The sequence below is a fragment of the Avrilella dinanensis genome (assembly GCF_002807015.1).
Lineage (GTDB): Bacteria > Bacteroidota > Bacteroidia > Flavobacteriales > Flavobacteriaceae > Flavobacterium > Flavobacterium dinanensis.
In genome coordinates, this window is record NZ_NIPO01000001.1 from 2,082,384 (window position 1) to 2,106,243 (window position 23,860).

Sequence of the window (23,860 nt, forward strand, 5' to 3'; positions counted from 1 at the left end):
AAAACCACATTACAACTATGAATGCTTTGATATTCAAAATTTTAGCTTATTACTTAAAGCATAATGCAGATTTATATGAACTTCTTAATAACCACAGCCGAATTTGTTCCTCCGAAACCAAAGGAATTGGAAAGGAATGTATCTATTTCTGCTTTTTGGGTTTGGGCAACTAAATTCAGTTTGGCTGAATCTTCATCGGGATTTTCCAGATTGATATTCGGGGCAATAAAACCGTTCTGCATCATCAGAATCGAGTAAATAATTTCACTTGCTCCTGCCATCCAGCATTCGTGTCCTGTCATTGATTTGGTTGAACTTACAGGCGTGTTGTTTTGTCCGAATACTTCAAAAATAGCTTTCGCCTCGTTGCTGTCCCCGACAGGTGTCGAAGTAGCATGAGCATTGATATAATCAATTTCGGAAGCATCAATTCCTGCATTTTCCAAAGCTCTTTTCATTGCGGTAGCAGGTCCGTCAACATTTGGGGTTGAAATATGTCCGCCGTTTGATGAAAACCCATAACCTGTTACTTCAGCAATAATATTCGCTCCTCTTTTTACAGCCGATTCGTAGCTTTCCAAAATAAGAGTTGCTCCTCCTCCACTCGGAACAAGCCCGTTTCTCGACGCATCAAAAGGCCGCGAGGCTTTGGTCGGCGTATCTTCGTTCTCAGAAAAAACACCCAATCCATCAAAACTTCCCATGGCATATTTGTTGATTTCCTGTGTTCCTCCGCAGATAATCATATCCTGAAATCCGCTTTTAATCAGAAAATATCCCAATCCAACGGAATGTGAGCCACTTGCACAAGCCGCACTAATAGTCATATTCACTCCACGAAGTCTGAAAATAGTCGATAAATTCATCGTTACGGTAGAATTCATTGATTTGAAAATCGCTCCTGAACCAATAAGCGTAGTGTCTTTTTTCTCTCGTATAATATCTACGGCGTCAATAATTGCTTTGGAAACACTGTCATTTCCGTACAAAATCCCGACTTCGTTGGTATCAAAAAAGCTGTCTTCGATTCCTGCCTGTTGAAGTGCTTGAATTGTAGCCATATAGGCATATTCGGTTTCTTCTCCGATGCTTACTCTTTGTCTTCGATTGAGCAATGGCTTTAAATCGGGCTTTGGCACCATTCCCGTAAGGGCAGAACGAAAACCGAAGTCTTTGCGTTCCTGGTCAAAAACAATTCCCGATTTTCCGTTATATAAAGATTGCGTTACCTCCTCTAAAGAAGTTCCGATACAGGAATAAATTCCCATTCCCGTTATGACAACTCTTTTGTTCATTTATGAATAAATTCCTCCGTTAATATTGATAATCTCTCCCGTAATATATCCCGACTTTTTAGAAACCAAAAAGCTAACCAAATCAGCTACTTCTTCCGCCTCTCCGAAACGATTGGCTGGAACGAGCTTGACCAGTTCACTTTCATTCAGTTCGCTTGTCATATCGGTTTTGATAAATCCGGGAGCAACTGCGTTTACGGTTATATTTCGTTTGGCAACCTCTTGTGCCAGTGCTTTTGTCGCTCCGACCAACGCTCCTTTGGCAGCCGAATAATTGGTCTGTCCGGGTGTTCCTTTCACTCCCGAAACAGAAACCATATTGACGATTCGTCCATATTTGTTGCGAAGTAATTTTTGAATGAAAAAATTCGTTACGTTAAAAAATCCGTTCAAGCTCGTGTTAATCACATCGTTCCAATCCTGTTGCGGCATCCACATAAAAAGTCCGTCTTTTGTGATTCCTGCATTATTGACGATTACCTCAACAACTGCATCGGGATTATTTTCCTGCCACCGGGTCAAAACTTCGGTAACCTCCTGATGATTGGCAACGTCAAATTGTATGATTTCGCCATTCCCTCCTGCTTTTCGGACTTCCTCCAAAGTAGCTAAAGCTGCGTCTTTATTCGATTGATAATTAATCAAGATATGATAATCGGTATCTTCGGCTATCTTTTTGCAAATGGCACTTCCGATACCGCGAGAACCTCCTGTAACGATTGCGTATTTCAATTTCATTTTTTTACTTCCCTTTTAAATAATCCTTCACTTGCTGAACATACGGATACAAAACTTCATCTTCTGTGAAAGCTGGTACTATTTCCCGTATTTCATTATACATTTTCAGCGTTTCAGACGAAATTTTATCCTGACAACTCAGATATTCCACAGCCTGAACAACCGTAATCAAATGTACGCTCAAAACCTCAAAAGCATTTTCAATTACTTTATCTGTTATCAAAGCACTATTCGTTCCCATACTCACAATATCCTGATTATCATTATTATTCGGGATACTATGTACATACATCGGATTGGATAACATCTGATTTTCAGCTGTTGTGGAAGTAGCCGTAAACTGAGCTCCCTGCATTCCGAAATTAAACCCTAATGTTCCTAAATTGACAAAAGGCGGAAATATTTCGTTGATTTTTGCATTCAACAAATAATTGAGTTGTCGTTCTGCCAACATCGTAAGTTTTGTGATTACGATTTTGAGTTTATCCATTTCGAGCGAAATATAATCTCCGTGGAAATTTCCACCGTGATAAACCTGCCTGTTTTTCAAATCCACAATCGGATTGTCACTGGCTGAATTCAACTCTTTTTCCAAAACCTGTTCCACATAATCAACCGTATCCAGAACAGCTCCCAGAATCTGCGGCACACAACGAATCGAATAATATTCCTGAACTTTGTCTTTAAAAACTTTTTCCTGATTTTCTCCGCTGTACAAATGTTTATCCCTTTTTCGGATAAGTTGGCTATCTTTCAAGTGTTCACGCATTTTGGCGGAAATTTCCTGTTGTCCTTTGTGCAATTTGGCAGCATTCAATTCTTCCGAAAAATGGTCGTCATAAGCCGAAACCATTTCGTTAATGGCACACGAAATTTTCAAGCTCCAATCAATCAGCTTTCTGGCATTTACCAAATTGATAATCCCGATTCCTGTCATTACCGAAGTTCCGTTCATAATCGACAATCCTTCCCGCAAACGGATTTTCATCGGCTCCAAATTTTCTACCTCAAAAACCTCTTTCGTGGATTTTCTTTCGCCTTTGTAAAATACTTCTCCCTCTCCGATAAGCACCAATGCCAGATGTGCCAGCTGCACCAAATCTCCACTCGCTCCTACTCCGCCGTGCGAAAAAATTAGCGGTGTGATATCTCTGTTAATCAGCTCTTTCATCAGTTCAATTACAGACGAATGCACTCCTGAATTCCCTAACGAAAGTGAATTCATTCGTGCCAAAATAGCTGCTTTTACCTGCTTTTCGGAAAGCGGCTGCCCAGTACCCGAAGCGTGGCTTCTGATAAGATTATACTGTAATTGAGTTTGCTGCTCTTTCTCTATCTTATATTGAGCCATAGGCCCGAAGCCTGTATTTACTCCGTAAATAATTTTCTCAGAGGAAAAATCTCTCAGAAATTCAAAACTTTCATTCACTCTTTGGTAAACTGTATCGCTGATTGAAACCTCTGCTCTGTTAAAAATCACAGATTCAAATTCGGCTATACTCAAATAATTATTCAAAATCTTCATTGGTCTATCTATGTAGTTTTTAAAATCAAAAGTATTTTATTTCGGTAAATATAATTACTTTTGGGTACAAATATAAAATTTATTATCCTAACGATGAATGAGTTTGTTGATGTTCTGGTTATCGGAGCAGGTCCTTCGGGTTGCGTTTCGTCTTGTTATCTTCACAATAACGGGGCGAAAGTAAAGGTGGTCGAAAAAACGAAATTCCCTCGTCTGGTGGTCGGGGAAAGCCTGATTCCGAGGGCAATGGATCACTTTCATGAAGCAGGTCTTTTCGATGCTTTAGACAAAATGAATTTTGAAAAAAAGCCGGGTGCCCGTTTCATCAGAGGCGAAGAAGTCTGTGATTTTGATTTTAGTCAAAACTATACCGAAGGCTGGACATGGACGTGGCAGGTTCCGCGAGCCGATTTCGACAACACTATGGCTCAGGAAGTTATCCGAAAAGGAATTGATTTGGAATTTGAATCCGAAGTAATTGATATTGAATTTAACGGAAAAAATTCTGTAACGACCGTAAAGGACAAAAACGGAAACCTCAAAAAAATTCATGCAAAATTTGTCATAGATTCAAGCGGTTACGGAAGGGTTTTACCACGATTATTAGATTTGGATTATCCGTCGGGTTTGGCTCCTCATTCGGCTATTTTTACGCATATCAAAGATATTAACCGTCCTGAAAATGATATTATTTCATTTGATATTATCGAAACGGAAGTCTGGTTGTGGGTCATTCAGTTTTCTAACGGAAACACGAGTGTCGGAATTGTTGGTCCTACTGATTTTATCGATTCTCTTTCCTCGGAATCGACTTCGGAGGCTTTGAGAAAAGCGATTTTGATGTCCAAACATTCCAAAGACCGGTTTGGCGATTTAGATTTTTTATTTGAGCCGATAAAACTTCAGAATTATTCGAGAGCTGTCAAAAAAATGTATGGCGACGGATTTGCTCTTACAGGAAACAGCACCGAATTTTTAGATCCTATATTTTCGTCGGGTGTTGCTTTTGCTACCGAATCGGGAATGTTAGCTGCCAAACTCGCTTTGAGAGAAATTAATGGGGAAAATGTGGATTGGGAAACCGAATTCAGTGATTATATGAAAGAAGGGATTGAAACTTTCAGAACGTATGTCGAAGAATGGTACACCGGAAATCTACAAACGTTATTTTTCCACCAGCCCGAAAACCCTGAAGTGAAACGAAAAATATGTTCAGTCTTGGCAGGGTATGTATGGGATAAATCGAATCCGTTTGTATTAAAGCACAAAAATATTATCAAAAACATGGCTCATATGCTGAATATGGAAAAAGATTTTGAGGTTTAGAGCCTGTTAAAATTTAACACAGTTATGACCAAAAATAATCTATAACCATTTTTACAATATAAATTTAAACAGGCTCTTAATTTTCAGTCGAAGTTGGCAGTGAATATTCAAAACCTTTCTGTTTTTTTTAACCCAAAAGGTTTGAAGTTATCTTATTTAACCTTTTTCCTCAACATTTTGGCTAATGATTTTGCTGTTTTGGCATACCCTTCAGCGATTCTGTCGTTGTTATTCGCAACACCTACGAAATTATCTCCCGGAGCCTTGTTGCTTGTAATTTCTAACAACACAATATTCGGGTTGGCAGTTTCTACGAATTTCAAAACCGTACTTACTTTTGACGGCTGAGCCATTACTCCTGCATACCAACCCGGGTAAATCCATACAGTTTCCACTATCAATGTATATTTTGCAGTCGTGTTATTCTCTGCTGTGTTTAAAGATGAGTTTTTATTCATCGACGCCAGAAATTTATCCACAAAAGTTGTGCTTTTGGAATACTCCCAATCTTTTTTCCATTTTTCTACCTCAGTTCTGTCTTTGTCCGAATCTAAAATATCTTTTTCTCTCTTTTGGATATAGGCAGTTTCATCCATATTTTCCTTGTAAAACTTTATATTTGAATAATCCATTACAAGGTTCAGTTCTTTTTCTCCTTTCAGAAATTTAAAATCTCCTGATGTTACTTTCATTTTTTGGGCAGATGCCAATGTTGTCATAGTCACAAACAACAATAATACTAATTTTTTCATTTTAAAAACTCTAATTGTTACCAAGCAAATATATAAGATTATTTTTATTGAGCTCTGTTTTTTTAATTTCCTTTCTATACGCACACTAAAAACTATTCTCTATTAGCTACTCAATATTATTCTCCTCCAACCAGGCAATATATTTCGCTCTGTTTTTGCTGTGTTCCTGCGGATTTTTCGCAAAGGCATGGTAGCCCGGCTGGTCTGGGTCGGCACAAAAGTAGATATAATCATGCTGCTCCGGATTCAAAACCGCATTGACCGAACTGATATCCGGCATAGCGATTGGACCAGGTGGCAACCCTAAATATTTGTAGGTATTATAAGGCGAATCGATTGCTAAATCTTTGTAATATACTCTTTTTATGATTTGGTCAAAATCATTCATTGTCAGTTTTTTAGCATAGATAACCGTCGGGTCTGCCTGCAAAAGCATTCCTTGTTGTAACCTGTTGAGATATACTCCGGCAACCTTCGGGCGTTCGTCCACTTTGGCTGATTCTTTTTGCACAACAGATGCCAAAATCATTACTTCCTGTGGGGTTAATCTCAGTTTTTCTGCTTGCTGCAGCCGTTCTTCGTTCCAAAATTTGGTGTATTCCTTAAAAATTTTATTCCGAACGTCAATCGCTGTCGTATTCCAGTAAAATTCGTAAGTATTCGGCATAAATCCGGTAAAAACATTTTCACGTGTAAAACCGTATTCGTCCATAAAACTCTGGTGGGTAAATGCTTGGATAAACTCCTCTGCACCGGGTTCAAGTTGGTCGTCGAGATAAGCAGCAAAATGTGTGAGATTTTCTTGATTATTGATAACTAATCTGACAGGAATATTTTTTCGTAAAGATTTATATATCTGAAAGTTACTCATTCCTTTCTGAAGTAAAAATTTACCCGAAAAAATTTCATGAGTATATCCCATTTGAGTAGCCAAATCGTCAAACGAATCCATATCATCTACATAAGCAGTCAGTATCAGTTTGACCTGCTCATAATTGCTGTTGGTCGGGATATAAACGTAGGCTTCCTCCGTATCGAAACGAGTGTTGGGTAAAAATGTTTTACGATACCAAACGTAACCAAACCCTAACAAAACAAACATCAGGATTACGGCAATATACAGGACTATATTTTTAATTTTCAATAGTTTAAAGTTTTAATAATAATTCATTAATAAGCTGATATATAGCTTCATCTTTGCGTTGCGAACCAACGCGGTTCCATTGTTTTTTGATACCGATTAGTTCAAAGCCAAATTTAGTAAAAAGTCTTGTACTGGCTTCGTTCTCGACGTCAATATTAACAAATATTTGATGGCAGTGCAAAGCCTCAAATACATACTTAATGAGCAATTCAACCGCATCTGAGGCATATCCTTTTTGCCGGTCTGACTGGTCTGAAACGACAATTCCCAATCCTACTCTCTCATTTTTCGGGTCGAAATCAAACAAATCAATTAAACCAACAGGCTGATTATCAGATTTATTAACAACAACCATTCTCAGTTGTTTGGCTTCATAAATATCCTGATGAGCATTTTCCAGATATTGCCGGATTAAATACCGGCTGTATGGCGTTTGCGTATGACTTATTTCCCAAAGCCGGACATCGTTCTCAATCTGATAGATATAATCCAAATCTTCAGGTTCCAAAGCTCTGAGATATATTTTTTCTGTTTCTAACTGCATGATTTTACCTGATAGTTTCCTTCAAATGATTTTTCCGCCGGTCCGGTTAAATATACATTTTTATACCCTGTTCCGTCATATTGGAAATATACTTCCAATGTGCCGCCCATTACTTTGATTTTTATTTTTTCACTTTGGGTTTTCCCGAGATGATGAGCTGCAATCGCCACAGCCGTAGCACCCGTTCCGCAAGAAAGCGTTTCATCTTCCACGCCCCGCTCAAAAGTGCGAACCAGATATTCGCCGTCAGCCAGCGTTTCGACAAAATTCACATTCGTTCCGCCCGGAGCATAGCAATCATGGTTGCGGATTTTTTTCCCTTGCTCAAAAACATTCATCGCCTCAACATCGGTTATCCATTCCACATGATGTGGCGAACCGGTATCAAGGAAGACACCATTCAACATAGATTTGATATGATTTACATCTGTCATTTGCAAACTGATTCTGCCGTCCGGAAAAATTTCTGCCTGATGCAAACCATCAATGGCAATAAACCTACATTCATGCTGAATGACACCCAATTCTTTCGCAAAAGCCACAATACACCGACCGCCGTTACCACACATGGTACTTTCTTTCCCGTCAGCATTGTAATATACCATTCGGAAATCGTGTTCAACATCGTTTTCCAGTAATAGTAAGCCATCGGCACCGATGCCTTTTTTTCGGTCACACATAGCCGCAACCAGCTGAACGTTGTTTTTTGGAAAAAAATCCGTACGGTTATCAATCATCACAAAATCATTGCCCGTGCCTTGATATTTTTTGAATGGAATGGTTTGCATAAAAACTGTTTTACAAGGCAAATTTACAACTATTAAAGGACAGTTAAACACGGTTAATGGATAGTTAATTATTTGGGTAAAAAAAATATTATATAATAATTTTACAGTTAAATTTAAATACTATCATTAAGAATGAAGAATATATCTACAATTTTTATCACATCATTATTGAGTGGAGTGATAACCTTAGGGGCGTACAAACTTGTTTTTGAGGACAATTCCGGTAATTTATCCGAATCCGGTATCACCACCGAAGCACCTTTACATCAGGTCAGTTACAATGGTTACAATTCCCTCGATTTTACTCAGGGCGTAGATAAAGCCATAAACACCGTCGTCCATGTTAAAAATGTGAGTTACCACACTGTGAGAAACCCGATTATGGAATTCTTTTATGGCTATCAGAGCGGACAGCCCAGAGAACAAGTCGGTACGGGTTCGGGCGTAATTATTTCTGAAGACGGTTATGTTGTGACCAACAATCACGTAATCCGAGGGGCAAGTGAAATAGACATCACGCTAAATGATAACCGTACTTTTCCGGCAAAATTAATCGGAACAGATTCTAAAATGGACATTGCTTTGCTGAAAATTGATGCCGATGAGAAATTTCCTTATGCTGTGTTTGCCGATTCAGACAATATCAAAGTCGGCGAATGGGTGCTGGCTATCGGAAATCCTTACAACCTGAATTCAACCGTAACGGCAGGAATTGTTTCTGCCAAGGCACGGAATTTAGCCACTTCAGGCATACAGTCTTTTATCCAAACCGACGCTGCGGTTAATCCCGGGAATTCCGGAGGTGCGTTGGTCAACACCAATGGCGACTTGATTGGAATCAATACGATGATTTCGTCTAATACGGGTTCGTATGTCGGGTATTCTTTTGCGGTTCCGTCCAATATTACCCGGAAAATTGTGGAAGATTTAATGGAGTTCGGCAAGGTACAGCAAGGAATTTTAGGCGTACAAGGTTTTGAAATCAACAGCCAGATTGCTGAAAAACTCGACCTAAAAACCACTCAAGGGTTTTATGTAAATGATGTGAGCAAGAATACCGGAGCCGAAAAAGCCGGTGTGAAAGAAGGCGATGTCATTACACAAATTGATGACAGGTCAATCCGTTCCTTTTCAGATTTGAATGCGGTTATTTCCACTAAACGCCCGAATGACAAAGTCACAGCTTTGCTAAACCGCAACGGAAAACCGCAGTCGATTGAAATCACATTGACCAACAAAGAATTGATGAATATTAAATATAAAGGATTTGAGTTGGAAAATCTTTCCGACAGAGAGAAATCGAAACATGGAATTGATTATGGTATAAAAATCAACAATATTACCAATCCGCGGTTCAAACCTTATGAAAACGAATTGAAAAATGCGATTGTTATCGGTATCAACGGCAGCAAAGTCGAGGATATTGAATCTGCCAACAAATTACTCAATCACTCTGCCGACCGTATCCGACTGGATATTATCACATCAAACGGCGAAAGGGTCAGGTTGATGTTGTAAGCAAAAAACTCGGGATTTTCCCGAGTTTTTTTAATTATTTATCACTTAATTAAACATCTCTGTTCACATCAAAAGACTCTAAGTAGTGTGCCACTCTCTGGACAAACTGTCCGCCGAGTGCACCGTCCACCACTCTGTGGTCATACGAATGTGACAGAAACATTTTCTGACGGATTCCAATAAAATCTCCTTCCGGAGTTTCGATAACAGCAGGTACTTTGCGGATAGCTCCCAATGCTAAAATACCTACTTGAGGTTGGTTGATAATAGGTGTTCCGAATACCGAACCGAAAGTTCCAACATTCGTTACCGTATAAGTTCCACCTTGTGTATCGTCCGGTTTCAATTTTCCGGTTCTTGCCCGGTTTGCCAAATCGTTTACGGCTTTTGCCAATCCAACCAAATTCAACTGGTCTGCATTTTTGATTACAGGTACAATCAGGTTCCCATTTGGCAAAGCAGCTGCCATTCCCAAATTGATATTTTTCTTTTTGATGATATAATCGCCATCTACAGAAATATTTATCATCGGGAAATCACGAACAGCTTTGGCAACAGCTTCCATAAATATTGGTGTGAAAGTCAGTTTTTCGCCCTCGCGTTTCTCAAACGTATTTTTTACTTTATTTCTCCAGTTTACAATATTTGTAACATCTACTTCAATAAATGACTGCACGTGTGCCGATGTCTGCACCGACTGCACCATGTGATGAGCAATCATTTTACGCATACGGTCCATTTCCACGATTTCGTCCTGTCCGTTTACAGATACTGGAGCTGCTTTCGCAGATACTGCTGGCTGACCGGTTGCAGGTTTTGCCGCCGGTGCCGGAGTAGCTGACTGTACAACATCACCTCTGTTGGCAACATAAGCCAAAATATCATTTTTGGTTACCCGGTTATTTTTTCCGGTACCTTGTATAGCTTCTAATTCCTGTAATGAAATTCCTTCTTCTTTAGCAATATTTTTTACCAATGGTGAGAAAAATTTATCAGAATCGGCAAAGTTTACCTGAACGGTTTCTTTGGCTGTTTCTACTGTTTTTTCTACCGTTTCAACAGTTGCTGGTGCAGCTTCTGCAACTGGTGTCGCTGCTTCTCCATCGCCTTCTGTTTCGATAATCGCGATAGTTTGCCCTACCTGTACTACATCATCAGTTTGAAAAAGAATTTCAACTATTTTCCCGGATACCTCAGACGGCACCTCGCTATCTACTTTGTCGGTTGCAATTTCAACTACAGTTTCGTCTTGTTCTACTGTATCTCCAACGTTTTTTACCCAATTAGTAATTGTAGCTTCTGCTACACTTTCTCCCATTTTAGGTAATTTGAGTTCAAATCTTGCCATAAATTTTGTACTATTTTACAGATTGCGAAAATACGATTTTAATTTGACTTTTTAAACACTCACTACAGATTTCATTAAAAAAGACTTACTTCCCCTTTATCGTTTTTACTATTACTTCCGATGATAAAATTGGTGTCTCTCGGCCTGATTTTAAAGGTAAAATTATTATTTTTATATTTTTGTATAAAATCAATGATTTCTTTATTGGAAAGTAATGAATTATCTAAAATAAATTCTGTTTTATTTTTAACCAACTTACTGAAATTGTACCCTTTGTAACTATCTATCAAATCTATATCTTTAAGTAACCCTTCACTCAAATATCGCCGAAAATTTTCATCTTTGGAAACAAAAACATAATGTTCCGGAAATGTTTTTTCAGCCGGTTTATTTTTGAAGTTACTGAGAAAAGAAAAAATTTTTATCCCTGCATCGGTAGCAAAATCAAATAAAAAATTTGTGGTAAAATGTTTTTGGTAAAATATTTTCATCGCTCCGTAAAAGCGTTTCAAATACACCTTGTCTTTGCTTGTACTCTCTCCTTTATAGTGAATAATTGTTGTTTCCCCGAAATAATAATTTTCATATCCGTTTTTTTCAAACCGATAGGACAAATCAATATCTTCTCCATACATAAAAAAATCTTCGTCAAAACCATTCATTTCGAGATACTTTTGTCTTTCAACGAACATAAATGCCCCGACAAAAACACTCGCTCGCCCGACTTGATTTTCCGTTAAATGATTAGCATAATACTTTTCTGATTTCCCGAGCATTTTCAATAGTGAAATCTTTGGTGTTGGTACATTTCGCTTGCTTTCCGGTAAAAAGTTTCCCGTACCGTCGATGAGTTTACACCCTACAATGCCAAGATTTTGTTTGGTTTGAGCGAATCCCAAAAGTTTAGAAAAAGTATCTTCCGAAACAACCGTATCCGGATTTAAGATACATAAATATTTGCCCTTAGCCTGTGCTACGCCAATATTGTTCCCTTTTGGAAACCCAGTATTTTCTTTGTTTTCAATGAGAATAACTTCCGGAAAAAGCTGTCTGACCATTTCGCAGCTGTCGTCTTTAGAATCGTTATCCACCACAATAATCTCAGAATCAATGCCCTTAAGTGCGTCCTGAACACTCAACAAACATTGTTCCAAAAAAAAGCGTACGTTATAGTTAAGAATAACAACAGACAACTTCATTTTACTCATTTTCAGCAACATATCCCTTTAAAATAACCCCATATTGACTTTCTTTTATCTGAGGGGTCAGCTTATTGTAAATGGTATCCAGATACTGCCTGCTTATCGGCATAATTTCCGTCAAAGCGATATACGGCGACACTTCTTTGTCGGCATGAGCCAGCGAAAATTGTACAGCATTAGAATGGATTCTGCGGATATATTTGTTAATTACCGTATCCAAACTGTCATGTTTAGCAATATTATCAACCGGTGTCAGGATTTTCGCCCGATGTGCATCGAGCTGCCGGTCGGTATATCTTTTTTTCTTTTCTGTATATTCTGTATAAAGCTGATGATTTTCAGAACCTTCCACCTGATTATCAGCATAAAAACGGTCGAGTGTACTGTTTACTTTCATCTGTCCGGGTTCAGCAAAAACCATGATAAAATTGTCCTGAGAAGCACTCACACCCCTGTCCAGAGTGAGATATACCACGGTCGGTTCTTCCATCGGAACTTTAAAACGATAATAAGATTTTCCATCAAAAATCATACTGTCCAAAATAACAATCTGCGAGTCTTTCGCCGTTTTCAGATAAAGCGTTCCTTGCTTCAAACCTTTGATTTCTCCGGACAAATCGAGTCCTTCAAATTTTTCTTTCTGACAAGACGCAAAAACGGTCATTAATCCCGCCAATAGTAATATTTTTTTCATTTCAGTCTGTTTATTTAAACATATCCATTCCCGGAATATCCGGCATACCGTCTTTTGCCGCAGCTGCCAGTTCGGTTTCGTTGATGTCGCCCGCTCGTTTCAAGGCTTTGTTCAGCACCATTACCAAATAATCCTCTAATTGTTCTTTGTCTTGCAACAATTCATCGTCAATCTGAATACTCCGGATATTTCTATTGGCAGTCACAGTCACTTGCAACAACTCATCAGATGACTTTTCATCTACCAAAACGGTGTCTAATCTTTTCTTGGTTTCTTCTACCTTTTGCTGGGCTTCTTTGATTTTGCCCATCATGCCCATTAAATCTCCAAACATGCGGTTTAGTTTTTTTGTTTATCTTTCACAAAAATATCAATTTTGTAGAAACAATCGACATAAATTTTAAATCATGAAGATTAAACACGCTCTGTTACCGATTTGCTGTATTTTTGCATTCTCAAATTGTAAAAACGACAAATCGATGAATACCGAAAATATGGCAGAACCCATCGCTACGAAAAAACCGCATCAGTTAGAGAAACACGGCGACGTCCGCATTGATGATTACTATTGGATGAACGAACGGGAAAATCCGGAAGTAATTGCTTATCTCAACGCCGAGAATGAATATTACCAAAAATCGACGGCTCATACCAAAAAATTCCAAGAAGACCTATTTGAAGAAATGAAAGCCCGGATTAAGGAAGACGACAGTTCTGTTCCTTATTTTTACAATGGATATTGGTACATTACCCGTTATGAAAAAAATAAAGATTACCCAATTTACACCCGTAAGAAAGGTAATTTGGACGCCCAAGAAGAAATTATGTTCGACTGTAACAAAATGGCGGAAGGTCAGTCCTATTTTAACCTCAGAGGAATCAATATCAGCGATGATAACAAATGGGCAGCGTTTGCCGTCGATACCGTTTCGAGAAGAGAATACGTTATCCGAATTAAAAATCTGCAAACCGGGGAAATATTACCGGAAAAAATAGAAAAAACAACCGGTGGTTCTACCTGGGCGGCCGATAACGAAACGCTTTTCTATAGCCGGCAAGACCCTGAAACGCTACGTCCTGAAAAAATATTCAGACACACCAAAAATACCGACGCTCAAAACGACCAAGTGGTTTATCACGAAAAAGACGAAACTTTCACAACTTTCGTTTATCGTTCCAAATCCAAAGAATACATCATTATCGGCTCAAATAGTACGATGACAACCGAATATCAAATACTGAAAGCCGACCAGGCAAATGGCAAATTCACTATTTTTCAACCCAGAGAAAGAGGTTTGGAATACAGCATTTCTCACTTCAACGATTCATTTTATATCGTGACCAACAAAGACGGTGCGACGAATTTCAAACTGATGAAAACCAATGAGGAACTGACTGCAAAAAATTATTGGGAAGAAGTTATTCCACACCGTAAAGATGTGTTGCTGGAAGGTATTGATATTTTCAAAAATTACCTCGTTATTTCAGAACGCAGCAACGGATTGACTCAAATCAATATTCAGCCATGGAATACTCCGGAAAATGCTTATTATCTGCCGTTTCCGAATGAAACCTATACAGCATACACCACTACAAACGTTGACTTTGATACCAATCAGCTAAGATTTGGCTTTCAATCTATGGCAACGCCGGCATCGGTAATGGAAATCAATATGAATACGAAAGAACAGACTGTTTTAAAAGAACAGGAAGTTTTGGGTGATTTCAATAAAGACGACTATGAAGAAGTTCGTTTATGGGTTAACGCTCAGGACGGTACAAAAATTCCGATTTCAATCGTGTACAAAAAAGGTATAAAGAAAAACGGAAAAAATCCGTTGTTGCTTTATGCCTATGGTTCGTATGGTGCTACCATGGATCCATATTTTTCAAGTACCAGACTGAGTTTGCTCGACAGAGGTTTTATCTATGCCATCGCCCACATCAGAGGTGGCGAGGAATTGGGCAGAGAATGGTATGAAAACGGTAAATTATTGAAAAAGAAAAACACTTTTACCGATTTTATCGACTGCTCCCGATTTTTAATTGATGAAAAATATACTTCGCCTGAGCATTTGTATGCCGAAGGAGGCTCTGCCGGCGGATTATTGATGGGAGCTATTATCAATATGGCTCCGGAATTATACAATGGCGTCATCGCTCAGGTACCGTTTGTTGACGTAGTAACCACCATGCTTGACGATTCCATTCCGTTGACTACCGGCGAATATGACGAATGGGGAAATCCGAATGAAAAAATCTATTATGATTACATGAAATCGTATTCTCCTTATGATAATGTAACTGCTCAGGATTATCCGAATTTGTACATTTCCACTGGTTTTCACGATTCACAGGTACAATACTGGGAACCTGCCAAATGGATAGCCAAAATCCGGGCATTGAGAACCAACAAAAAACAATTATTCCTCGATACTAATATGGAAGCCGGACATGGTGGTGCATCAGGAAGGTTTGAATCATTGAAAGAGTTGGCAAAAGAATTTACTTTTTTACTGGATTTAGAAGGAATTAAGGAATAATAAATAGTAATTTTGCCTTATAAAATCATGAAATGGTTCAGAAAGTGCTTGAACTTTTTGAACAGCTTCTTAAAAATATAAATTATGTCTTTTGATTCATCAAAATTAATCGAATTAATAGGAAATACGCCAATCATTCAGCTAGACAAAACAGTTCAAAACCTCCCAGGAGATTTTTATGCTAAAGTAGAAGCTTTCAATCCGGGGCACTCTGCCAAAGACAGAATTGCCCGGCATATCATTGAAACTGCCGAAGCACGTGGTATTCTGAAACCCGGAAGTGTGATTGTGGAAACCACATCGGGCAATACCGGTTTTAGTATCGCTATGGTTAGCATTCTGAAAGGTTATCAATGCATTCTGGCGGTGTCGTCGAAATCGTCCACAGACAAAATAGATATGCTCAAAACAATGGGAGCAAAAGTCTATGTTTGTCCGGCGAATGTAGCTGCCGACGATCCGAAATCCTATTATAAGGTAGCCGAAAGGCTACACCAAGAAACGCCTGGCTCAGTATATATCAATCAGTATTTCAATGAATTAAATATTGAAGCCCACTACAAAAGTACCGGCCCGGAAATCTGGAAACAAACCAATGGCGAAATTACGCATCTGATAGCTTGTTCAGGCACAGGCGGGACTATTTCAGGTACAGGAAAATACCTGAAAGAGCAAAATCCGGATATACAAATCCTCGGTGTAGATGCCTATGGTTCTGTGTTGAAAAAATACCACGAAACAGGCGAATTCGATGAAAATGAAATTTTTCCATACAAAATTGAAGGAATGGGCAAAAATCTGATTCCGACCGCTACTGATTTTAGCGTAATTGATGAATTTACTAAAGTGAGCGATAAAGACGCTGCATTGGTTGCAAGAGAAATCGCTCAAACCGAAGGACTGTTTGTTGGATATACATCGGGAGCGGCACTACAAGCTGCCCGCCAATTTGCCGAAGCCGGAAAATTTGACAAAAACAGCAAGGTTGTAATTATTTTTCCTGATCACGGCTCACGATATATGAACAAAATATACAGTGACAACTGGATGACAGAACAAGGGTTTCTGGAAAAAGGCGATGAAGAAGGGATTGTTTATATTTAAAAACCAACAACCTATTTCTATAACTCTTACCCAACAAAAAAGCTGCTCTTTTCAGAGCAGCTTTTAGTTTTATTGAGTTGGTTTAGTGGATTTTATCGTTTTAATGTAAAATGTCCTCTAAATTCTTGATGTAATCCTGTGTTGGGTTCGATGTACTCCACCCGGAACCAGTAATCCGTTGATGGTAATTCTCTGCCGTTGAACGTACCGTCCCAGCCTTCGCCGTTTGGACTGATCTGTTTCAACAACTTCCCGTGACGGTCAAAGATATAAATTTTTGACTCAGGTTGGCTCTGTAAGGTCCAAATATNACGGTGTAATGAAGCATTTGGAACGGTTGAAAAAACTCGTTAATATGGCTATTACAATGGATTGGCTGGAAAAAGATCCGTTTGCCAAATACAGACTGCATTTTGACAAAGTAGAAAGAGGGCATTTGTCAAAAGAAGAATTGGCTGTTCTTGAAAAGAAAAATTTTTCTATTGAGCGGCTACAATCGGTGTTGGATATGTTTCTGTTTAGCTGTTACAAGGGGCTTGCCTATATTGATATTTCTAAACTTTCTTGTGAGCATATCTGTAAAGGAATTGACGGAAAAGACTGGCTGATGATCAAAAGAGAAAAAACAAATACTTTAGTGAAAGTTCCGTTGCTTTCACAAGCTGTCCAACTTATTTCAAAATACAAAAACCATTCTGCGGCTGTGGCAAACGAAACATTGTTCCTTATGATAACCAATCAACGGATGAACGGTTATCTAAAAGAAATTGCGGAGATTTGTAAGATTAAGAAAAATCTTACCTTTCATCTGGCACGGCATACTTTTGCAACAACGGTAACTTTAAGCAATGGCGTTCCAATTGAATCTGTCAGTAAAATGTTGGGACACACTTCTATCCGAACCACACAGATTTATGCTAAAGTAGTAGAACAAAAGTTGAGTGAAGATATGCAGAACTTAAAATTAAAAATAGCATCTTCTCAAAGATAATTTTTCATAAACTACCTTTGAACGCCAAATAGTGCCTCTGAGTGCCAATTTCATTAAGGTCGTAATTATTTTGAATTGATTTGCATCAATATCTTAATAATCTAAAACGAATGCAAAATGAAAGTAGAGCTTATCACAAAGGAAGATTTGGAAAGTTTTAAAAAAGAGCTTTTTGAAGAAATCAGAAGAAAAAGGTTCGATACCTAATTATATCATTATAGGCTATAGCAACGTGAAATTTTTAGTAATAAAAACCGAGATTTATTAGAAAATAGGTAGTTTTGTAAAAATTCTAAAAAATGAAAATAACCTCATTTCTTTCAGGAAGGAATACAAAAGATATTCTTAGACTAACTCTATTAGCTTCTAGATACAACGGTGTGTACTATTGTTGCAGATACTGAAAATATAATCGGACATGAAGAATACCAAAGCCCTACCGAAACATTTGATTTAAACTCTAAATAGGTGCAAAAGACAGACCACTTCAATTAGGTAGTGTTTTTCGATTTATCAAAAATGGCGAGAACTGTTCGATTGATAATTATATTCAGAAAATCCTATGAACAAATTGTTTGAAATAGATATTTTAATACTTCGTCTGATCCATAATCATAGAATAGAATTGTTCGATGCAGGCTTGCTTTTTTTTTCAAAATCAGCTTACCTCATAGCAACAGGTATCATTTTGTATTTAGGTTTTTTAGTCTTTTGGTATAAAAAAGAAAGCATAAAAAACTTTTTTTTGAGATTAATCTGTATGCTTTTTACAGTAACACTAATTGCAATCTTACTAAAATATACGGTATTAAGAACTAGACCTTTTGACTTATACCCTGATATAATAAATTTATCAGGAGCTAATAGCCCGTCGTTCCCATCGGGTCATACTATTATAGCGTTTACTTTGGCTTTCGGATTACTATTCTCATACTTAAAATGGTATTATTGTTTGTCTATTGTGGTGTGGGCGGTAATAGTAGCTTATTCAAGATTAGCTTTAGGAGCTCACTATCCTTCCGATGTAATGATTTCAATAATAATAGCATTCTTTACAGCCTTAGCATTTAGAAATTTTACGTTATGCAAATGGAGACTAATAGCAAAATAAAAGAAATAGCCTTAGTGTTTTTCAAGTTAGGAAGTATCGCCTTTGGTGGTCCTGCTGCTCATATTGCAATGATGGAAGATGAGGTGGTGAAAAAAAGAAAGTGGATGACACAACAGCATTTTCTTGACTTGGTTGGTGCTACGAACTTAATTCCGGGTCCTAACTCCACAGAAATGACCATGCACTGCGGACACGAAAGAGCAGGTTGGAAAGGATTGGTTGTGGCAGGTGTTTGTTTTCTTTTTCCTGCGGTTACTATTACCATGGTTTTTGCTTGGTTATATCAGGAATATGGACAATTACCGAAAGTTGAACCTTTCCTATACGGAATAAAACCAGCCGTAATTGCCATTATTCTCGGGGCAGTTTATAGACTTGGAAAAAAAGCACTCAAGAATGTAGAGCTGGGTATTTTAGGTGTTTTGACCTTGATTGTCTGTTTGTTTGGTGTGCATGAGATTTTGGCATTGTTTGCTTGTGGGATACTTGGTCTTATACGGTATTTCATTCGCAATTCAAAAAACAATCTAAACAGCTTTACCCCGCTCTTTTTGCTGCAAGTAACTGCATCAACCGACATACTGAAAATTCTGTGGATGTTCTTTAAAGTTGGTGCACTACTCTATGGAAGCGGATATGTTTTATTTGCCTATTTAGATGCAGAATTAGTCAGTACCGGTTTGCTCACACGGCAAGAGTTAATAGATGCTGTAGCAATCGGGCAATTTACTCCCGGTCCCGTATTATCAACAGCAACATTTATCGGCTGGCAACTAGGCGGTTTTTGGGGAGCAATCACAGCAACCATTGGAATTTTCTTACCTTCGTTTATTTTTGTTGCTATTCTGAATCCGCTTATTCCAAAAATGCGGAAATCAAAAATTATTACAGCATTCTTAGACGCTGTGAACATTGCAGCAGTTGCTGTAATAGTAGCCGTGTGCGTTGAAATGAGTAAAGACACCTTGACCGATTGGCGGACAATTTTAATTGCTGCTTTGAGCGTTATAGCTGTTTTTGTTTTTAAGAAAATGAACAGTGCATTTATTGTATTGGGTGGAGCATTGTTGGGATATTTGCTAGTTCTTTTATGACTATCCATTCTTGGTCATTCTCGAAAGTATTTTACCGGAAGTTGTTTTTTTATTTACTCCCGGTTTTTTTATTATTAGAGCTTATTACTCTTTCATTTCAGTAACTATAATTTTATTACGGTCTAAATCATAATAATGGAAAAAAGCATATTCGTCGATTTTTTTTAAATTTTATTAGGTTTTATGGTTATCCGTTGATCGCCTAAAGTTACTCTGGTATTAACTCAACTAAGGTCAACATAGCTGACACAGCATCCTGACTGTTCATAGGTTCAGGAGCTATTGCTTCATCATCAGGATGGGAAGTTGGACCAAAAGTTCCAGATAACGTAATAACTTGATTATCCTGATTATTGATATGGGTAAGCCTAATGTACAACTCGTACCGCCAATCACCTTTTTCATTATTCTTGTAACCTAAGACAAATACGTTCTCATAAGGTGGTTTCCCTAATCTTCCATCAGTAATTTCCTCCATATCGGTGAACATATCCAATATTTTATCCTTTGTTTCCTTTCCCATACCGGTCTGTGCGTTGATAGAACGCCATGCATACACAGTGCCATCAATATCATTTTTAAAATTCACGGTGTAATAATAAATATGTGGTATTGCCGGATAATGCCCTTCATCTGTAAAGCTGCCTGTTCCCTGTGTTTCATATCCCTGCATATAATTCCCAAGCGAATTTGCCACTTGACTTGTTGTAACAAGATGTTTCAACCGGATTCCCAAACCTGATATTTCGGTTGGCTCTTTATCATCATTACTATCACAAGCGGACAGAAGTAAGGTAAAAACTACTAATGCAAATGGCAGAATTGCTTGTTTTTTTAGTTGTTTAGAAACTGCTGATATCATATTGTTTTTTATTTATTAATTCGTACTAAGCTTTACATGATTATTTTAGATGGTCAGATAGCAGCTTATTAAAAATCAAAGAATAGCATTTGTTACATTCTAATGAATTTCTACAAAATGACAATCAATACTTTCAATTTAACATATCTTTCCTGAAAAAGAGAAACGTTAGACAAATATACTTTTTTTTACCACAGGATAGACAAAAACAATTCCTCATTACGGCGGGAGCTCCTTTTCGCATTCTAATCGAAACAAACACTTTGCTAAAATACCTTCACCACTGCATCGCACTGCATTTTATCAAACAGATTGCAGGATTTCTCCAAAAATTTTGTGTCCTAAACTAAATATTCTGATATGTCTTAGGGATTAAGAATTCTCAAAGGGTAATAAAAGTTAGAAACTGTTTTGTTATTTTAATTTATTATCGTAATATTGCGATGTAAAATCAAACTTAAAATGGGCGTAACAAAAACGGAAATATTTACAGAACAACAGAACAATTTAGCCACATCGTTAAAGGCATTGGCTCATCCAGCCCGTATAGCTATCCTGCAATACATCATTAAGCAGAATACCTGTATTTGTAATGATTTGGTAGAAGAATTAGGTTTGGCACAGGCTACGATTTCACAACATTTGAAAGAATTAAAGAACATTGGCATTATTAAAGGCAATATAGAGGGAACAAGCGTATGTTACTGCATTGATGAAAATGTTTGGCAACAGATTAAAAAAGAGCTCGATACTTTCTTTATGGATAATGTAGGGGTTGACAAATGCTGTTAAGCATTTTTTTAAAGACATTTATCGTAATAAAGCAATATAACAATTAAATAAAGAACAATGAAACTATCAAAAATCAAAGAAATCTTACCAACATTGGATAATGTTAAATTTCAATTAGAGAACGGAACATTTGTACCGGAACACTTCCACGTTACAGAAATAGGCGTTATTACAAAACACTTTATTGATTGTGGCGGAACTATCCGAAATGAAAAAGTTGTCAATTTCCAATTATGGAATGCCAACGACTTTGACCACCGATTAAAACCAACCAAACTATTAAACATCATTAAACTATCCGAAGAAAAATTAGGTATTGAAGATGCCGAAATAGAAGTAGAATATCAGAGTGAAACAATCGGTAAATACGATTTGGATTTTAACGGAAACCACTTTGTACTGAAGAACAAACAGACCGCTTGTTTGGCGATTGATGCCTGCGGTATTCCTGCCGAAAAACATAAAGTAAAATTATCAGAACTGAATAATGCTTGCTGTACACCTAATTCGGGCTGTTGCTAAACACTAAAACGCAATCAAAATGTATAAAGATTTAATCGAAACAATAAACAAGGCTATCAACTTCCAAAACATCAGCGAAGAACGTAAAACCGTATTGCAACCGTTGATAGATTTTGTACAGCAAAAAACAGATAATAAGCAGGAAATAAGTCTCAATTTCATTTGCACCCATAATTCACGCAGAAGCCATCTATCACAGGTTTGGGCACAAGTGGCAAGTGCGTATTATCATATTCCGAATGTACATTGTTATTCCGGCGGCACAGAAGAAGCGGCACTATTTCCGAAAGTGGCAGAAACATTGACTAATCAGGGTTTTAGCATCTTCAAAATTGCAGACAATAATAATCCTGTATATGCCATAAAATACAGCGACAATGCTTTACCTGTAATCGGTTTTTCCAAAAAATATGATAGTCCTTTCAACCCTGTATCTGCATTTGTCGCCATTATGACCTGTTCGCAGGCAGACGGAGGCTGTCCTTTTATAGCAGGAGCAGAAAAACGAATACCTATCACATTTGAAGACCCAAAGATTTCAGACGGAACAGCAGAGCAATCAAAAGTGTATGCAGAAAGAAGTTTACAGATAGCAAGCGAAATGTTTTATGTTTTTTCAATGATTAAAAAATAACCGATGCAACCAAAACTAAAATTCCTTGACCGTTACCTTACCCTATGGATATTTCTTGCAATGGCGGTAGGTGTAGGATTGGGATATTTCTTTCCCAATATTTCTAATGTAACAGACAGCTTATCCGTAGGCACGACCAATATTCCGTTGGCAATAGGTTTGATACTGATGATGTACCCACCATTGGCAAAAGTTGATTATTCGCTATTACCCACAGCATTTAAGGATAAAAAAGTAATAGGCATATCCTTATTATTGAATTGGGTAATCGGTACAGTATTGATGTTCGGATTAGCCGTTTTGTTTTTACACAACGAACCCGATTATATGGCAGGTCTAATACTGATAGGTTTGGCAAGATGTATCGCAATGGTTATCGTATGGAGCGATTTAGCAAAAGCCAATCGAGAATATACGGCATTATTGGTAGCGCTAAACAGTACCTTTCAGATATTGAGTTACAGCTTTTTGGTTTGGCTGTTCATCAACGTATTACCCAGCAAATTAGGGTTAGCCAATTTCAACGTAAGCGTATCCATTCAAGACGTAACAGAAAGTGTATTGATATATTTGGGTATTCCATTTTTGGCAGGATTTATAAGCCGCTACACATTGGTAAAATCAAAAGGCATAGAATGGTATAACAGGACATTCATACCCAAAATATCGCCAATTACCTTATACGCTTTACTGTTTACCATTGTACTGATGTTCAGCTTGAAGGGCGATAAAATATTAGAGTTACCAATGGACGTAATAAAAGTAGCGATACCGTTAATCATCTATTTTGTACTGATGTTTTTTGTGAGCTTCTTTATAAGCAAATCTTTGAAAGTACCTTACGACAAAAACGTATCCATTGCATTTACGGCCACAGGCAACAATTTTGAATTGGCAATAGCCGTAGCCATAGCCGTTTTTGGCATCCATTCGCCACAGGCATTCGTGGGCGTAATCGGCCCACTTGTGGAAGTGCCTGTGTTGATACTGTTGGTTAAGGCAAGTTTGTCATTGAAAAAGAAATATTATGGATAAGGTATTGCAAACATTACTAATGGCTTCTTTGGTGGAATGGGTGGATGTGCGATGGTTGCCCAAACCTTGGTAAATATCGGTGCTGTAACTATTTTACTCATCATTTTAGTGGGAGGTTCAGTAATCGAGCAAATTCCTATAGCAGCTTTAGTCGGTGTGATGATGATGGTGGCTATTGGAACATTTGAATCGGTAAGCTTTCGTATCAACAGTCTGTTTGATAATTTGCAAAAAAACTTAGCATTCTGGTTGTCGATATATTTATGTAAGTTTGTGGTATATTTTAAACAAGACTGTA

At 37.8% G+C, this 23,860-nt stretch carries 24 protein-coding genes and 1 pseudogene; 12 read left to right on the plus strand and 13 right to left on the minus strand.

Features of this window, described 5'->3' with window-relative positions:
• Positions 1-71 precede the first annotated feature (71 nt).
• Genes CDL10_RS10105 through CDL10_RS10115 form a run of 3 tightly spaced genes read right to left on the minus strand, consistent with a single transcriptional unit; the run spans position 72 to position 3,558 of the window.
• Entirely contained in the window at positions 72-1,295 is a 1,224-nt protein-coding gene (locus CDL10_RS10105) for a beta-ketoacyl-[acyl-carrier-protein] synthase family protein (protein WP_100678414.1), read from the minus strand.
• Entirely contained in the window at positions 1,296-2,027 is a 732-nt protein-coding gene (gene fabG, locus CDL10_RS10110; RefSeq protein ID WP_100678724.1) for a 3-oxoacyl-ACP reductase FabG, read from the minus strand. It abuts the gene before it with no gap.
• Between the two features lie 10 nt (positions 2,028-2,037).
• Positions 2,038-3,558 (minus strand): HAL/PAL/TAL family ammonia-lyase, encoded by a 1,521-nt coding sequence (locus CDL10_RS10115; RefSeq protein ID WP_100678415.1) that lies wholly within the window; start codon positions 3,556-3,558, stop codon positions 2,038-2,040.
• A 93-nt stretch (positions 3,559-3,651) separates the two neighbouring features.
• Here CDL10_RS10115 and CDL10_RS10120 point away from each other — a divergent pair, with 93 nt between their 5' ends.
• Complete coding sequence (locus tag CDL10_RS10120) at positions 3,652-4,884, plus strand: NAD(P)/FAD-dependent oxidoreductase (protein ID WP_100678416.1); 1,233 nt, start codon at positions 3,652-3,654, stop codon at positions 4,882-4,884.
• 152 nt (positions 4,885-5,036) lie between these two features.
• Here the strand turns inward: CDL10_RS10120 and CDL10_RS10125 are convergent, their stop codons facing one another.
• From CDL10_RS10125 to dapF, 4 genes are all read right to left on the minus strand, one after another.
• On the minus strand, positions 5,037-5,636 hold the full coding sequence (locus CDL10_RS10125) for a hypothetical protein (RefSeq protein WP_100678417.1): 600 nt from the start codon (positions 5,634-5,636) through the stop codon (positions 5,037-5,039).
• A 106-nt stretch (positions 5,637-5,742) separates the two neighbouring features.
• Complete coding sequence (gene mltG / locus CDL10_RS10130; RefSeq protein ID WP_100678418.1) at positions 5,743-6,780, minus strand: endolytic transglycosylase MltG; 1,038 nt, start codon at positions 6,778-6,780, stop codon at positions 5,743-5,745.
• 4 nt (positions 6,781-6,784) lie between these two features.
• Positions 6,785-7,327 carry a GNAT family N-acetyltransferase gene (locus CDL10_RS10135; RefSeq protein WP_100678419.1) on the minus strand — a complete coding sequence of 181 codons (543 nt, stop codon included), beginning with the start codon at positions 7,325-7,327 and terminating at the stop codon, positions 6,785-6,787.
• A complete protein-coding gene (gene dapF / locus CDL10_RS10140) occupies positions 7,315-8,112 on the minus strand; it encodes a diaminopimelate epimerase (protein WP_100678420.1) in 798 nt (265 codons plus the stop codon). Before dapF ends, CDL10_RS10135 begins: the two co-directional genes overlap by 13 nt.
• A 132-nt stretch (positions 8,113-8,244) precedes the next feature.
• Here dapF and CDL10_RS10145 point away from each other — a divergent pair, with 132 nt between their 5' ends.
• Positions 8,245-9,630, plus strand: coding sequence for a Do family serine endopeptidase (locus CDL10_RS10145; protein WP_100678421.1), 1,386 nt, complete (start codon positions 8,245-8,247; stop codon positions 9,628-9,630).
• 49 nt (positions 9,631-9,679) lie between these two features.
• On the opposite strand, the gene CDL10_RS10150 is transcribed toward CDL10_RS10145, so the two are convergent.
• The 4 genes from CDL10_RS10150 to CDL10_RS10165 all read right to left on the minus strand — a co-directional run bounded on the left by CDL10_RS10150 (position 9,680) and on the right by CDL10_RS10165 (position 13,208).
• Positions 9,680-10,978 carry a dihydrolipoamide acetyltransferase family protein gene (locus tag CDL10_RS10150; protein WP_100678422.1) on the minus strand — a complete coding sequence of 433 codons (1,299 nt, stop codon included), beginning with the start codon at positions 10,976-10,978 and terminating at the stop codon, positions 9,680-9,682.
• 74 nt (positions 10,979-11,052) lie between these two features.
• Positions 11,053-12,177, minus strand: coding sequence for a glycosyltransferase family 2 protein (locus CDL10_RS10155; RefSeq protein WP_100678725.1), 1,125 nt, complete (start codon positions 12,175-12,177; stop codon positions 11,053-11,055).
• 1 nt (position 12,178) lies between these two features.
• Positions 12,179-12,874 (minus strand): DUF4369 domain-containing protein, encoded by a 696-nt coding sequence (locus tag CDL10_RS10160; protein WP_100678423.1) that lies wholly within the window; start codon positions 12,872-12,874, stop codon positions 12,179-12,181.
• 10 nt (positions 12,875-12,884) lie between these two features.
• Complete coding sequence (locus CDL10_RS10165) at positions 12,885-13,208, minus strand: YbaB/EbfC family nucleoid-associated protein (protein WP_100678424.1); 324 nt, start codon at positions 13,206-13,208, stop codon at positions 12,885-12,887.
• A gap of 145 nt (positions 13,209-13,353) precedes the next feature.
• On the opposite strand from CDL10_RS10165, the gene CDL10_RS10170 reads away from it, so the two are divergent.
• Together CDL10_RS10170 and CDL10_RS10175 are read left to right on the plus strand one after the other, a co-directional pair.
• Positions 13,354-15,417: a S9 family peptidase gene (locus tag CDL10_RS10170; RefSeq protein WP_100678425.1), complete on the plus strand. Its 2,064-nt coding sequence runs from the start codon at positions 13,354-13,356 to the stop codon at positions 15,415-15,417.
• 84 nt (positions 15,418-15,501) lie between these two features.
• Positions 15,502-16,521: a PLP-dependent cysteine synthase family protein gene (locus tag CDL10_RS10175; RefSeq protein WP_100678426.1), complete on the plus strand. Its 1,020-nt coding sequence runs from the start codon at positions 15,502-15,504 to the stop codon at positions 16,519-16,521.
• A gap of 92 nt (positions 16,522-16,613) precedes the next feature.
• Here CDL10_RS10175 and CDL10_RS10180 read toward each other — a convergent pair whose 3' ends face one another.
• The gene (locus tag CDL10_RS10180; RefSeq protein ID WP_100678427.1) at positions 16,614-16,829 is read right to left on the minus strand and encodes a T9SS type B sorting domain-containing protein; all 216 of its coding nucleotides are present in this window, start codon (positions 16,827-16,829) and stop codon (positions 16,614-16,616) included.
• An 11-nt stretch (positions 16,830-16,840) separates the two neighbouring features.
• Here CDL10_RS10180 and CDL10_RS10185 point away from each other — a divergent pair, with 11 nt between their 5' ends.
• The 3 genes from CDL10_RS10185 to chrA all read left to right on the plus strand — a co-directional run bounded on the left by CDL10_RS10185 (position 16,841) and on the right by chrA (position 19,717).
• Positions 16,841-17,512 (plus strand): site-specific integrase, encoded by a 672-nt coding sequence (locus CDL10_RS10185; RefSeq protein ID WP_100678428.1) that lies wholly within the window; start codon positions 16,841-16,843, stop codon positions 17,510-17,512.
• Positions 17,513-18,074: 562 nt separating this feature from the next.
• Positions 18,075-18,623: a phosphatase PAP2 family protein gene (locus CDL10_RS10195; protein ID WP_100678429.1), complete on the plus strand. Its 549-nt coding sequence runs from the start codon at positions 18,075-18,077 to the stop codon at positions 18,621-18,623.
• The gene (gene chrA / locus CDL10_RS10200) at positions 18,602-19,717 is read left to right on the plus strand and encodes a chromate efflux transporter (RefSeq protein WP_100678726.1); all 1,116 of its coding nucleotides are present in this window, start codon (positions 18,602-18,604) and stop codon (positions 19,715-19,717) included. Before CDL10_RS10195 ends, chrA begins: the two co-directional genes overlap by 22 nt.
• A 208-nt stretch (positions 19,718-19,925) precedes the next feature.
• Here the strand turns inward: chrA and CDL10_RS10205 are convergent, their stop codons facing one another.
• On the minus strand, positions 19,926-20,579 hold the full coding sequence (locus tag CDL10_RS10205) for a hypothetical protein (protein WP_100678430.1): 654 nt from the start codon (positions 20,577-20,579) through the stop codon (positions 19,926-19,928).
• 462 nt (positions 20,580-21,041) lie between these two features.
• Between CDL10_RS10205 and CDL10_RS10210 the strand changes: the two genes are divergently transcribed.
• From CDL10_RS10210 to CDL10_RS11620, 5 genes and pseudogenes are all read left to right on the plus strand, one after another.
• Positions 21,042-21,371, plus strand: coding sequence for an ArsR/SmtB family transcription factor (locus CDL10_RS10210; protein WP_100678431.1), 330 nt, complete (start codon positions 21,042-21,044; stop codon positions 21,369-21,371).
• A gap of 57 nt (positions 21,372-21,428) precedes the next feature.
• Entirely contained in the window at positions 21,429-21,893 is a 465-nt protein-coding gene (locus CDL10_RS10215) for a DUF6428 family protein (RefSeq protein ID WP_100678432.1), read from the plus strand.
• 19 nt (positions 21,894-21,912) lie between these two features.
• The gene (locus CDL10_RS10220; RefSeq protein ID WP_100678433.1) at positions 21,913-22,527 is read left to right on the plus strand and encodes an arsenate-mycothiol transferase ArsC; all 615 of its coding nucleotides are present in this window, start codon (positions 21,913-21,915) and stop codon (positions 22,525-22,527) included.
• A 3-nt stretch (positions 22,528-22,530) separates the two neighbouring features.
• Positions 22,531-23,562, plus strand: a complete 1,032-nt coding sequence (gene arsB, locus CDL10_RS10225) for an ACR3 family arsenite efflux transporter (protein ID WP_100678434.1) — start codon at positions 22,531-22,533, stop codon at positions 23,560-23,562.
• Positions 23,563-23,769: pseudogene (locus CDL10_RS11620) on the plus strand (SulP family inorganic anion transporter); the annotation flags it as partial.
• Between the last annotated feature and the right edge of the window lie 91 nt (positions 23,770-23,860).